Origin of the sequence: Bradyrhizobium sp. HKCCYLS3070 (assembly GCF_051167575.1) — a bacterium.
Lineage (GTDB): Bacteria > Pseudomonadota > Alphaproteobacteria > Rhizobiales > Xanthobacteraceae > Bradyrhizobium.
Genome location: NZ_JBNPTI010000001.1, coordinates 464386 through 479769 on the forward strand (window position 1 = coordinate 464386; position 15384 = coordinate 479769).

The 15384-nt window shown below is 65.2% G+C and carries 1 protein-coding gene; it reads left to right on the top strand.

All coding sequences use genetic code 11. The features are described from left to right. The first annotated feature begins 241 nt into the window (after positions 1-241). Positions 242-15301 (top strand): VCBS domain-containing protein, encoded by a 15060-nt coding sequence (locus ACQR03_RS02130; RefSeq protein WP_434841508.1) that lies wholly within the window; start codon positions 242-244, stop codon positions 15299-15301. The last annotated feature ends 83 nt before the right edge of the window (positions 15302-15384 follow it).

The window sequence follows — 15384 nt, forward strand, 5'->3', positions numbered from 1 at the left end:
ATTCTCCCGGCCCTGCCTCCATTTATTCTTGTCGTTCCGCCCCTGCCGCGCGGGGGACGGAAGCATAGGCACAGCCTTGTTTCCCTTCATAAATGCCGCTGCACTTGACTGCATTTACCCAAAGTCCCTAAAGTCCGATTAACAAGAACCGGTAATATTGACCCGTATTCTCGTTTAATAATAGTTTAACGATTAGAAATGGGGCGCCACCAAAACGCCCCATATTTGGAGGTTTTGGCGCATGAATGCTCCTGTCCTGCTGGCCCAGTTGACCGGCACGTCCACGCAGCCATCCAGCGCCTCGGCCAAGCACCTCAAGATCGGGAAACCGCCGGGCAACCAAGCCGTTACGATTCATCTCGACGGCCAGAGCCAGATCGATTTCAGCGATATCGCCAGCGAGCGGCTGACCTTCGTCAAGATCGGCGACCGCCTGATCATCCTGTTCGACAATCAGTCGACGGTCTCGATCGACCCGGTTTTCGACGCCAACGGCGCCCCGCTGAAGGACGTCAGCTTCGAAGTCGGCCCCGACCGAATCATCAATGGCGATCAGTTCGCCGAGTTGTTTCCGATCACCACCGACCAGTCGGTGCTGCCCGCCGCGGGTACGCCCGGTGCGCCCGGCGTGCCTGCCGGCGCGAACTTCGGGACGTTCAAGGTCGACCCGCTGACCGTCGGCACGCCGCTCGGGCTGCTGGGACCCGAGGACTCCACCACCAAATTCGGCGACAACCCGGTCACGCCGAATCCGACGCCAATCGCCGGCGTTGCCGACAGCGTGGTGCTCAACGAGGACGGCCTGTCCGAAGGCCGGCCCGGCGGCAGCGGCGACATTGGCGGCGCGGTGACGAGCTTCACCGGTTCGCTGAACGTCGACTTCGGCACCGACGTGATCGGCCGCGCCTTTGCGTTCGCGGCGTCACAGCCTGGTCTTGCCGGGCTGACGTCCGGCGGCCAGGAGGTGCATTTTGCGATCACCACCGTCAACGGCCAGCCGGAGCTGATCGGTTATATCGGCAGCGATCCCTCGATCGTCGCCAACCAGGTCTTCACCGTCACGCTCGACGCCAACTCGACGATCGCGGGGACCTACACGGTCACGCTGCTGCAGCCGCTCGATCATCCGGTCTTCGGCACCGAAGACACGCTGAATCTCACCATCAACGTCATCGCCATCGACGGCAGCGGCGACACCGCGCCGGTGACGATCGTGATCGGCGTCAACGACGATTCGCCGGTCGCCGGCACCGTCGAGGCGATCAATGTCGCCGAGCACACCGGCGGCGGAAGCGAAGGCGGCGGCGAGAGCGAGCTCTTCGGCAAGGTCGTGGGCGGCGACGGCTTCGAGCCGACCACCGCGAGCGTGGACCTCAACATCGGCTGGGGCGCCGACAACGGCAACAGCAAGGTCGATGGCGGCTCCAACGGCACCGTGGTCGACGGCGACCGCTCGCTGGTGTTCGATGCGTCCGAGATCGCGACCTTGCAGGCGCTGGGCCTGACCTCGAACGGCGAGGCCATCTCCTACACGCTGTCGGCCAACGGCACCGAGATCATCGCGACCGCAGGCGAGGGTGAGGGCGCACGCACCATCTTCACCGTGTCGCTGTCCGACACCGGCTCCGGCAGCGCCACCTTCACGCTGTCCGACAATATCGACCACAACGGCGCCAACGACGCCTCGCTGCCGCTGACCTTCAAGGTGGTTGCGACCGACGCCGACGGCGACCCCGTCAACAGCGCCTTCACCGTCAACGTCGCGGATGACGGCCCGAGCTTCGGCGAGAAGCCGAGCTATTCGGTGGTCGACGAAGACGGGCTCGGCAATGCCGGCAACAGCTACGCCGACGGCCATGATGCCTATGGCGAAGACCTGACGGTCACGGATACGCTCGGAATCCGCTGGGGCTCCGACGACGCCAACAACAATGTCGACGGCGGCATCAACGGAACGCCGGTCAATGGCGACCGCGCCGTCACCTTCGCCGCGAACGTGGCGGCCTCGCTCGAGGCAAAGGATCTGACCTCAGACGGCTTTGCCCTGCGCTACGAGGTGTCGGGGAACGGCACCGTGCTGACCGCCTATCGCTATGATGCCGCGCACGAGACCTATGTCGACGCCAACGGCAAGCCGCTGGAAGGCGAGGGCCTGTCGGGCGCCGTGGTGTTCACGGTGTCGCTGTCAGACCAGGGCCATGGCTCCTATACCTTCGCGCTGTCGGGCAACCTGGATCACCCGGTGCACGGCACCGAGGATGACATCACCCTCAACATCGGCTTCGTCGCGACCGATTCCGATGGCGATGCCATCACTGATACCTTCACGGTGAAGGTCAATGACGACGCACCGAGCTTCGGCGAGAAGCCGAGCTATTCGGTGGTCGACGAGGACGGCCTCGGCAACGCCGGCAACAGCTACAAGGACGACGGCGACGCCTATGGCGAAGACCTGAAGGTCACCGATACGCTCGGCATTCGCTGGGGCGCCGACAGCGCCAACAGCCATGTCGATGGCGGCATCGATGGCGCGCCGGTCAACGGCGACCGCGCCGTGACCTTCGCGGCCGACGTGGTGGCGACGCTCGACGCCCAGAATCTCACCTCGAACGGCTTCGGTCTCACCTACGTCGTGTCCGAGAACGGCACGCTGCTGACCGCCTATCGCTATGACGCCGAGCACGAGACCTATGTCGGCGCAGACGGCAAGCCGACGGATTCGGCCCACGCGACGGTGTTCACCGTGGCGCTGTCCGATCAGGATCACGGCTCCTATACGTTCGAGCTGAAAGGCAATCTCGATCACCCGGTGCACGGCACCGAGGACGACATCACGCTCAACATCGGCTTCGTCGCCACCGATTCCGACGGTGACGCAGTCACCGACAGCTTCACCCTGAAGGTCAACGACGACGCGCCGGTGTTCGGCGATGCGCCGAGCGCTGGCGTGGTCGACGAGGACGGACTCGGCAATGCCGGCGACAGCTATGCGCAAGGCAGCGACGTCGCCGGCGCCGATCTCACGGTGACCAAGACGCTCGCGATCCTGTGGGGTGCCGATAGCGCCAACAGCCATGTCGACGGCGGCATCGATGGCGCCCCGGTCAAGGGTGATCGCGCCGTCACTTTCGCCGCCGACACCGTTCCCTCGCTCGAGGAACTGGGGCTGACGTCGAACGGGATTGCGCTGAGCTATCAGGTCTCCGAGAACGGCACGCTGCTGACCGCCTATCGCTACGACGCCGCCCACGAGACCTATGTCGACGCGAACGGCAAGCCGACGGAGGACCTCGCCAGCGCCACGGTGTTCACCGTCTCGCTGTCGGATCAGGACCAGGGCTCCTACACGTTCAATCTCACCGGCAATCTCGATCATTCGGTCCACGGCAGCGAGGATAATCAAGGGCTGTATTTCGGCTTCGTCGCCACCGATTCCGACGGCGACGCAATCCACGGCAGCTTCAATGTCGAGGTCAACGACGACGCTCCGGTGTTTGGAGAGCGCGTCAGCTACTCCGTGGTCGACGAGGATGGTCTCGGCAATCCCGGCAACTCCTATTCGGACGGCAAGGACGCAGCCGGCGCCAATCTGACGGTGACCGATTTCCTCGGCATCCGTTGGGGCGCCGACAGTGCCAACAGCCATGTCGACGGCGGCATCAACGGTACGCCGGTCAATGGCGACCGCGCCGTCACCTTTGCCTCCGACGTGATCTCGACGCTCACCGGCCAGCATCTGACGTCGAACGGCGTCGCGCTGACCTACACCGTGTCCCCCGACGGCACGCTGCTGACCGCTTACCGCTACGATGAAGCGCATCACACCTACGTCGACGGCGAGGGCCATGCCACCGGTGATCCGGCCAAGGCTGCGGTGTTCACGGTGTCGCTGTCCGACCAGGGGCAGGGGTCCTACAGCTTCACGCTGATCGACAATATCGATCATCCGGCCCACAACACCGAGGACGACGTCACGCTCACCCTCGGCTTCGTCGCCACGGATTCGGATGGCGATGCGGTCTCCGACACCTTCACGGTCAAGATCAACGACGACGCGCCGGTGCTGAACCGGGAGATTGCGACCGGCGTGGTCGATGAGGACGGGCTCCCGACCGGGCTCGCGGGCGGGTCTGGCGACGTCCCCGGCCAGAACACCGTCGCAACGGGCGATCTCGGCATCTCCTGGGGCAGCGACAGCGCCAACAATCTCGGCAATGTCGGGATCACCGGTGCGTCCCCGGTGAACGGCGACCGCGCCGTCACCTTCGCGTCCGACGCCACCACCACGCTCGCCGCGCAGCACCTGACCTCGAACGGCGTCGCGTTGACCTACGACGTCAGCGAAGGCGGCACGTTGATCACGGCCTACCGCTTCGATGGACAGCATTACATCGACGGCAACGGCAACTGGACCGGCAACAAGGCCAATGCCGCCGTGTTCACGGTGAAGCTGTCCGACCTCGATTCCGGATCCTACAGCTTCACGCTGCTCGACAATCTCGACCACCCGGTGCCCAACACCGAGGACAGCATCGCGCTGACATTGAAATACGTCGCCACGGATTCCGACGGCGACCAGGTCAGCGGCACGTTCAAGGTCAGCGTCAACGACGACAGCCCGGAGGCGCATACCGGGACGGCCAAGAGCATCAGCGAAGCTGATCTCAACGCTGGCGGTGGCGATTGCGGCCCCGATTTCGGCGGTCACGATTTCGGCGGTCACGATGGCGGCAGCCGCGATCCCCAGGTGACCGGCGCGCTCAACATCAAATGGGGGGCCGACAACAACGACAGCGGCGCCGCCGATCGCTCGGTTCGCTTCGCCAATACGTCCAACGCCGCCGACGACGTCCATGTGACCAACGGCAGCGACGTCGGCCTCAGTGGCCTGACGTCGGACGGTCAGCAGGTGAAATACGCCTTCGATCATGGCGCGCTGGTCGGCTACACCGGCAACAGCCTCAATTCCGGTCAGCGCGTGTTCGAGGTCTCGCTCGATGACGACGGCACCGGCACCTACACCTTCAAGCTGCTCGGCAATCTCGATCATCCGGCCGGGCAGGAGAGCAACGTCGTCAAGCTGACCTTCGATTACACCGCGACCGATTCCGACGGCGATTCGAGCAGCAGCACGTTCACCGTCACCGTGGTCGACGACGTCCCGACGATCGGACACGCCGAGAGCGAGACCGTCAGCGAAGCCAACCTGCCGACCGATCTCTATGACGTCCTGTTCCCGGATTCGCCGTACTCGACGGTGCAGACCGGCCGTCTCGCGATTTCCTGGGGCGCCGACGACAATGATTCCGGCGCGACCAACAACCGCTCGGTGGCGTTCTTCAACACGACCGCACCGGACGGGCTGACGTCGAGCGGCTATGCGGTCAGCTATGTGGTCTCGTCCGACGGCACCACGCTGAGCGCGGTCACCACCGATCACCGCACCGTTTTCACCGTCACGCTGAGCGATGACGGCGACGGCAGCTACAAGTTCACGCTGCTCGACAACCTCGATCATGGCAAGTCGGGCACCGACAGCCTGGCGCTGAGCTTCGGCTTCAAGGCCACCGATTCCGATGGCGACAGCGCCGCGAGCAGCTTCACGGTGGCGGTGACGGACGACGTGCCGACCGTCGGCTGCGCCGAGGACGAGACCGTCAGCGAGGCCAGCCTGCCGACCGACGGCTACGACACCAGCCATCCGGATGCATCGAACTCGACGGTCCAGACCGGCCGCCTCGACATCTCCTGGGGCGCCGACGACAACAATACGGGTGTCGGGCACAACCGCGCGGTGGCCTTCACGACCGCCGCCGGCGCCACGGGCCTGACCTCCGACGGCTCGGCGATCAGCTACACGATCTCCGGCGACGGCACCTTGCTGACGGCGGTCACCGCGGATCACCGCACCGTCTTCACCGTCCAGTTGTCCGACAGCGGCGATGGAAGCTACAAGTTCACGCTGTACGACAACATCGACCACCCGGCGTCCGGCCAGAACGATGACAGCCTGCCGCTGACGTTCGGCTTCAAGGCCACCGATTCCGACAGCGACAGCGTCACCAGCAGCTTCAAGGTCACGGTGCTCGACACCGCGCCGGTGGCGGCGGCCGGCGATGCCAGGACCGTCGACGAGGACGATCTGCCGGGCGGCACCGATGCCTCCAAGGAGCCGACCGCGGTCAGCGGCGACCTCAACATCAGCTGGGGCTCCGACGACAGCAACAAGACCTCGGGCGGCGGGCTCGGCGACCGCTCGGTCAGCTTCCGCTACACGAGTGCAGGCGCGAATGTCGACGCCGAGGACAGCGCAGGCCGCAACCTGGCGCTGACGTCGGACGGCCAGACGGTGAAGTACAGCTTCGAGAATGGCGTGCTGGTCGGCTACACCGGCAGCGATCTCGCCCACGGCACCCGCGTGTTCGAAGTGTCGCTAAGCGACCAGAACGACGGCTCCTACAGCTTCAAGCTGCTCGGCACCCTCGATCATCCCGCCGGCAGCGGCGAGAACATCGTCAAGCTGTCCTTCAGCTTCACGGCGACCGATGGCGACGGCGACACGTCCAGCAACAGCTTCACCGTCTCGGTCAAGGACGACGTGCCGATGCTCGGTTCGCCGACCGCAGCGACGGTGACCGAGAACACCACCGGATCCGCCGAGGCGGAGGTGTTCCAGACCCAGACCGCGGCCAATGTCGCGCTCAACATCAATTGGGGCGCGGACGACAACAATTCGGGCGCGGCCAATCGCAGCGTCGCGTTCGATAGCGCGATCCATACCGGCGACGTGGTCAAGACCACCGGCGCAGGCAGCCCGACGCTGACGTCGAACGGCACGGCGGTGCAGTTCATCCGCGTGTCGGACACCGAGATCTGGGGCGTCGCCAACGACAATGGCGGCCAGCTCACGACGAACGACCGCAAGGTGTTCCACATAACGCTGTCCGACGACGGCTCCGGCAGCTACACCTTCGAGCTCCTGGACAATGTCGATCACGTCGGCTCGGGCCAGACCAATGCACTGTCGCTGAAGCTCGGCTTCACCGCGACCGATGCCGATGGCGATACCGCCTCCGGCGGCAACTTCACCGTCACTATCAATGACGACAACGGCCGGCCCGCGATCGGCACGGCTGATGCCGGGACCGTCGACGAGGATGGGCTTTCCGGCGGCAACACCGGAGCGGCCACCGGCGACGTCGCCGGTGCCAATGTCACGGCCAACGGCTCGCTGGCGATCTCCTGGGGCGCCGACGACAACAACAGCGGCAGCGTGAACCGCGCGGTCGCGTTCAGCGGCATCAGCAACGGCCAGAACGCCACTTCGGACGCGGGCTCGCTGACGGTCGAGGGCGTCCAGGTCAAGCTCTGGGTCGTCGGTAATACGGTCTATGGCTACACCGGCAGCAATCCGACCAACGGCAACCCGCCGTCGGTGGCCAGCCAGGTGTTCAAGGTCTCGCTCGATGATTCCGGTGCAGGCAGCTACAGCTTCACGCTGCTGAAGCACGTCGATCATCCGGCCGGCCAGAACGAGAACGACGTCAAGCTGACCTTCGGCTTCACCGCCACCGATGCGGATGGCGACAGCGCCAGCTCATCATTCGCCGTGACGATCGACGACGACACCCCCGTCGCGACCGCGACGGTGTTGAGAGCGGCGGTCTACGAGAGCGAGCTGCCGAACGGAACGGTGGTGACCGCGACCGGCAACCATGGCGGCGACCTCAACGGCGACGGCAACGGCAACGATTCCTACTTCACCGGCAATCTGAGCTCGCTGGTGTCGTTCGGCGCCGACAGGCCCGGCACCTATACGGTCGAGAAGACCAACCTCGCGCCCGAGCTGCTGTCGCTGACGTCGGGCGGCGTGGCGCTGACCTACAGCATCGGGGTCGACAACACGCTGATCGCCAAGGCTGGCAGCGTCACGATCTTCGAGTTCCAGGTCGATGCCAACACCGGCCAGTATTCGTTCCGTCTGAAGGGCGCGCTGGACCATGTCGGCACCGGCCATGACAACACGCTGACGCTCGACCTGTCGACGGCGGTGACCGCCACCGATTCCGACGGCGATTCCGTTGCGCTGCACGATCAGATCATCATCACCGTCAACGATGACAGCCCGCAGTCGCAGGACGTCGACACCGTCGCGATCTCGGAGGCAGCCGGCAGCGTCTCGACCGGCGCGGTCGATCTGCGCATCACCTATGGAGCCGATGGCGACAGCTCCGGTCCGTCGGTGACGTTCCTCGGCGCGTCGCCAGTGCGCGCCTACGATGCGGCCAACCACCAGCTCTCCGGGCTGACCTCGCTCGGCTTCGGTCTGACCTACGTCATGTCGGCCGATCACACCACGCTGACCGCCTATCGCATGAGCGGTGGCAGCTACATCGGCCAGAATGGTCTGGTGACCGGCAACGCGGCTGATGCCGCGGTCTTCACGGTGACGCTGTCCGAGGCCGGCACCGGCTCCTACAACTTCACCTTGCTGCAGCCGCTCGATCACCCCGCGCCGATCGGGACCTCGAGCGCGGCCGACCAGTATCTCGACATCAATTTCGCCTTCGCGGTCGAGGATCGCGACCATGACGTCTTCACCAACAATTTCACCGTCCGGGTCGATGCTGCCGGCACGGTGACGACGACTCGCTATGACGCGCCGAACTCGCCGGTGTTCGTCAATCTCGGCGATACCTCGGCGACGGTCCTCGGCGAGACGGTCGGGGCTCACAGCGTGACCGACCGCGCCGCGGTGACCGACAAGGTGGTCGGCACCGACAAGCTCGGCGGCGTGACCGAGGCCCACGGCTCAAATGGCGACGACATTCTGGTCGGCGGCAACGGCGTGGGCGGCGATGTCCTGTATGGCGGCGCCGGCAACGACATCATCATCGGCGGAGGAGGTGGCGACCGGCTGTTCGGCGGCGCCGGCAACGACACCTTCCTCTACACGGTGGGCGACGGCAGCGACGTCATCGACGGCGGCTCGGAGTCTGGCACGACCTTTCCGAACTACGACGTGCTCGCGATCACGGGCGATGGAAATGCGCGCAATTTCACCATCGGCAAGACCTCGACCGGCACCGAGATCAATCCGACGCTGAACGATCCCTCCGCCAGCAACGCCACCGACATTCTGGTGCGCTATGACGGTCCGAACGGAGCGACCATCCGCGCCGACGAGATCGAGCGCATCACGATCACCGGCGGCACTGCCAGCGACACGGTGACGATCACCGATATCAGCGGCACCGCGATCGCGCCGTCGACCATCGTGTTCAACGGTGGCTCCGGCAGCGACACGCTGGATCTCTTCCGGTTTGCCGGCAACACCAGCGTTGTGTCCGACGGCGGATCTGACACCGACACCGTGAAGTTCGGCTTCAAGTTCGCCGAGGCGACCTACACCAAGGTGTTCGCCACCGACGGCGTGACGCTGATCGGCGTGCAGGTCACCCACAACGGCCTGACCGATACGTTCACGAACTATGAGAGCTTTGCATTCACCGACGGCACGCGCACGCTGACCGGCGTCTTCAACACGCCGCCGGTGGCTCATGACGACGCGGTGCAAGCGAGCGAGGACAGCCCGCTCACGGTCAACGCGCTGCTCAGCCTGCTCAACAACGACACCGACGTCGACAACAACACCTTGACCGTCAGCGGCGTGTCGAACGCAACGCACGGCACCGTTTCGCTCTCCAACGGCAATCCGGTGTTCACGCCGGACAAGAACTTCTCGGGCGTTGCCGGCTTCGATTACACGGTCAGCGACGGCGATGGCGGGACCGCGACCGCGCATGTCACGGTCGACGTCGCACCGAAGGCGGACGCGCTGACGCTGGGCTTCATGGATCTCGGCCCGGCCTCGGGTGCCGAGGACACCACGATCAACCTGAAGCTCATCAGTGCCGCCGTCACCGACACCGACGGCTCCGAAAGCCTGCGGCTGCTTATTACAGGTTATCCGGCCGGCGCGACCTTCTCGGTCGGCCATGCCGGAACCGGCGCTGACGCCGGCAAGTGGGTGATCGACAGCGCCGCCGCGATCGCCGCGTTCGACAGCCATCCGCTGCAGATCACGCCGCCCGCGAATTACAACGGCACGTTCTCGCTGTCGGTGGTCGCGGAGGTTACCGACCAGGCTACGTTGTCGGAAGGCAACGTCCACACCGACGTCGTCAACACCGCACTGCAGACGATCGATGTCACGGTGACCCCGGTCAACGACGCGCCGCAGATCCATGCGCCGACGCAGGTGACGACGAACGAGGATACGCCATTCGCCTTCACCGGCGCGAACGCGTTCTCCTTCTCCGATGCGGACGGCGATGTCGTCGAGTCCGTGAGGTTCGACATCTCCGGCGGCACGTTCGCGATACCGTCTCTCGGCGTCTACAACGCCAGCCAGACGCTCTCGATGAGCGGGTTCAAGATCAGCGACCTGAACACCTATCTGGCGTCGGCGGTGTTCACGCCATCAGCCGACAACGACGCGACGGGATCGGTCACGATCACCATCAACGACAACGGCAATGTCGGCGGCGGCAATCTGAGCGCGACGCAGACGATCACGATCAACATCAACCCGATCGAGGATGCTCCCACGGCCGTAGATGACACGGCCAGCGTGAACGAGGACACGACGCTGACCGTGTCCAATCCGGTGCAGGGCGTTCTGCACAACGACCGCGACCCGGATACGGGCGACACGCTGAGCGTGGTGGCGGGTGACTTCACGACGGCCAAGGGCGGCACGATCCATTTCAATGCCGACGGCACCTATGTCTACAAGCCCAAGGCCGACTTCTATGGCGCGGATACCGTGGATTACACGGTGCGTGATGCGGCCGGACAGACGGACACCGGCACGCTGACGATCAACGTGGCGCCCGTCAACGATGCGCCGGAGATCCATGCCCCGACGCATGTGACGGCCAACGAAGGCGCCTCGTTCGCTTTCACCGGAGCGAACGCGATCACCTTCTCCGACGCGGACGGCGATGTCGTCGAGTCCGTGAGGTTCGACATCTCCGGCGGCACGTTGTCCATTCCGTCGCTCGGCGTCTTCAACGCTGAACAGACGCTCTCGATGAGCGGGTTCAAGATCAGCGATCTGAACACCTATCTGGCCTCTGCCGTCTTCACCCCGAACAGCGACCATCCGGGGTCGGTCACGATCACCATCAACGACAACGGCAATGTCGGCGGCGGCAATCTGAGTGCCACCCAGACCGTCAGCGTCGAGGTCATCCCCGCCAACCACCCGCCGGTGGCGAACTCCGACACCCATGCGGTGCTGGAGGATGGCAGCCTCAACATCTCGGCGGCGAACGGCGTCATCCGCGGCTCGACCGGCGGCTCGGTGGCCGACAGCGACGTCGACAACCCCGTCAGCTCGCTCGTCGTGTCCGGCGTCGTGGCTGGCACCGGCAGCGTGACGCAGGGGGCGGGCGTCGGCACCTCGATCGAGGGCGCCTACGGCCATCTGACGCTGAATTCGGACGGCTCCTACACCTATGTCGCCGACAAGGCCGATGCGCTGGCGGCGGGCGTGCCCGCGGTGGACACCTTCACCTATACCGACAAGGATCCGTCGGGCGCGGTGTCGAACACCGCGACGCTCAAGATCACGGTCACCGGCGTCAACGACGCGGCCGTGATCAGCGGTGACGCCACCGGCACCGTCGCCGAGGAGGGCGGCATCGCCAACAGCCAGAGCAGCCCGCTCTACGGCATCGCCCGCGGCGACCTCAATGCGACCGACGTCGACGGGCACAACGATGTGTGGCAGGCGACGTCCTCGAACACGGCCAACGGCTACGGCTGGTACGACATCGGCAGCGATGGCAGGTGGACCTACGGCATCTATAACAACGACCCGAGAATCCAGGCGCTGAAGGAAGGCGAGACCACGCTGACCGACAGCTTCACCGTCTACACCGAGGACGGCACCGCCAAGACGGTGACGATCCAGATCATCGGCAACAATGACGCGCCGACCCTGCAGAACGCGCTGGCGGACCGCAGCTCGGCCGAAGATCAGCCGTTCAGCTTCACCATCCCGTCGAACACGTTTGCCGATGTCGATGGCCGCTTCGATGGCACCGCGAACCCGCTGACGCTGTCGGCGAACCTCAGCGACGGCAGCAACCTGCCGGCGTGGTTGCACTTCGACGCCACGACCGGCACCTTCAGCGGCACCCCGCCGGCCAATTTCGCAGGCACGGTCAACGTCACGGTCTACGCCAGCGACGGCGAATATGCCGTCTCGGACGCCTTCACGCTGACCATCACGCCGGTCAATGACGGCGCTGCGAGCGTGACGGTGTCGGGCACGGCGACGCAAGGTCAGACGCTGACCGCCAATCTCGGCAGCGATCCGGATGGTGCCGCGTCGAACGTCGTCTATCACTGGCTGCGCGACGGCGCCGTCATCAACGGCGCGACGGGCTCGACCTACACGCTGGGCTCCAACGACGTCGGCCACAAGATCTCGGCCAACGTCACCTACACCGACGGCCAGGGCTTTGCCGAGAACGTGACCAGCGGCCAGACCGGCTCGGTCACGGCGCCGAACCACGCGCCGACCTTCGGGGCGGGAACGACCACGGCAAGCGTCACGGAGGACGCCTCCTATGCGGCGCCGAGCGGCAACCTGATCCAGAACGGCTCGTTCGGCTACTACAACGGCAACTTCTACACGCTGGATGCGTGGACGGTCGGGGGCGCCCATGCCGTCACCGTCGTGGGCGGCCGCACGGACGGCGGCTCGGCCGATTTCTACGGCGCATCGAGCTCGATGAGCCAGACCATCAGCACCGTCGTCGGCGTGACCTATACCGTCGACTTCTACGTGATGACCTACGGCACGGCCGTGACATCAGCCGTTGATGGAACAACCCTTCTGACGACGAGCGCCTGGAACTTTGGCTGGACGGAGCAGACCTACCAGTTCACCGCGACCTCGACGTCGACCACCATCAAGTTCGCGAGCGGCGGCGGCGCCGTCATCGACGACATCTCGGTGCAGCCCAGCACGGTCGTGACACCGGGAGTGGAGCAGGCGTCCGGCGCGATCGCCTTCACCGACGTGGACGGCGATGCCCAGACCGTGACCTACACGACACCGGCCGGCAGCAACTACTACGGCTCGTTCAGCGCCACGGTCGACAATACCGGCCACAAGGTGAACTGGACGTTCGCCGTCAATGACGCCGACATCCAGTCGCTGCGCGCCAGCGACCATATCGATCAGACCTATACGGTGAAGATCGATGACGGTCACGGCGGGACGACGATGCAGACCGTCACCGTTACGGTGAACGGCGTCAACGATGCGGCGTCGATCGCGGGCATGGCAAGCGGTGCGGTCAAGGAGGACGGCACGCTGACGGCAGGCGGGACCCTGACGGTCACCGACGTCGATAGCGGAGAAGCCCAGTTCCAGACGCCGGCTTCGCTGGCGGGGACGTATGGCACCTTCATCTTCAATGCGGTGACAGGCGACTGGGGCTATACGCTGAACAATTCGGCTGCCAACGTGCAGGCGCTCAACAATGGCGACGTCAAGCATGACACGCTGACGGTGAAGTCGGTCGACGGCACGGCCAGCCAGGTCATCGACGTGACCATCAGCGGCACGAATGAGCCCGCGCCGCTGGCCGTGGTGGACACCACGAGCGCCGACGGACGCTATGCGCTGTCGAAGAACAGCGACTCGCCGAACGTGGTCAGCCTGGACGCGGCGACGCTGTTCTCGGGCGGAATGGGGACGGTCACCTACACCTACAGCCTCGTCTACAGCTCGACCGGCGACGACAGCTGGATCCACCGGACCGGCAATCAGTTCACCGGAGATCCGAGCAACAACGACGCGGGCCTGTATGTCTACAAGGTCACGGCCACCGACTCGGTATCGTCCGTATCGACCTATCTGGCCTTCAATGCGCTCGACAATGGTGCGCTCAACCTCACCATCAACTCGCTGTCGGACAAGTCGTGGGTGGTCGGTTCAGCCCCGTGGCTGTCCGGCTACAGCGCCAACGACGGCGACGCGATCACCGCCACGGTCGACAACCCGCTCGAGGCCAATGCCAACAACGGCTACGACGTGATGATCGGGTCGAGCGGCGGCAACAACTTCAACGGCGGTGCCGACGACGACGGCATCTACGGCCTCGGCGGCAACGACACGCTGCTCGGCGGCGCCGGCAACGACTACATCAACGGCGGCGCCGGCAACGACTCCATCCGGGGCGGCAGCGGCAACGACGTCACCATCGGCGGCTCCGGCAACGACACCTTCTATTGGGGCGTCAACGACGGCGTCGACACCGTCGACGGCGGCATCGGCACCGACACGTTCGTCATCGAGGGGACGTCGTCCCAGGATCTGATCTATGTCACGGTTGCCGGCGGCGTGATCACCGACGTCAACGGAACCAAGCTCAGCAATATCGAGGCCGTGACCGCCGATCTCGGCAGCAGCAGCAGCGATACCCTGACCTACATCACCAGCGAGGACGTGACGGTCAATCTCGGCGCCGGCACGGCCACCGGCTTCAGCTCGATCGCCAATATCGAGCGCGTGACCGGCGGCTCGGGCGACGACATCCTTATCGGCAGCAGTGCTGTCAACGCGATCAATGGCGGCGATGGCGACGACATCATCCGCGGCGGCGGCGGCAACGACACCATCGATGGCGGGGCAGGGATCGACCTGCTCGACTTCTCGGATGCGACGGCCGGCATCACCTTCACGCTGACGCAGAGCAGCAGCAACACTACCGGCCCGACCTTGTCCGGGATCGGCCAGGACACCTACAAGAACATGGAAGGCGTCATCGGCTCGGCCTATGACGACGTCATCAACGGTTCCTCGAGCAACGACGTCCTGATCGGCGGCGCCGGCTCGGATAAGCTGACCGGCAATGGCGGATCGGACACGTTCAAGTGGAACGCCGGTGATCTCGCCGGCGGCGGGCTCGACACCATCCTGGACTTCCAGACCGGCACATCCGGCGACGTCATCGACCTCTCGGGCCTCTTGGCCAGCGTGTCCGGCAACCATGCCGACGCGGTGCGCTTCGTCGACAGCGGCGGGCACACCAGCCTGGCCTCCGCCAACGGCAGCGGCGTGCTGAACAACGGCGACCTGACGCTGCAGATCAACGCCGGCTCCGGCTGGACCAACGTCGCGACGATCAAGGACACCGGCGGCAACCTCACGGCCGGCGACGACGTGATCAAGATGATCATCGACAACAGCCACGCCCAGACGCAGGTCCACGTCTGATCCGGTCGGCTTGGAACAGCAGAAGCAAAGGGCCGCCCATGAGGCGGCCCTTTTTCATGGCTGGAGGCGGCGGCGCGCCGATG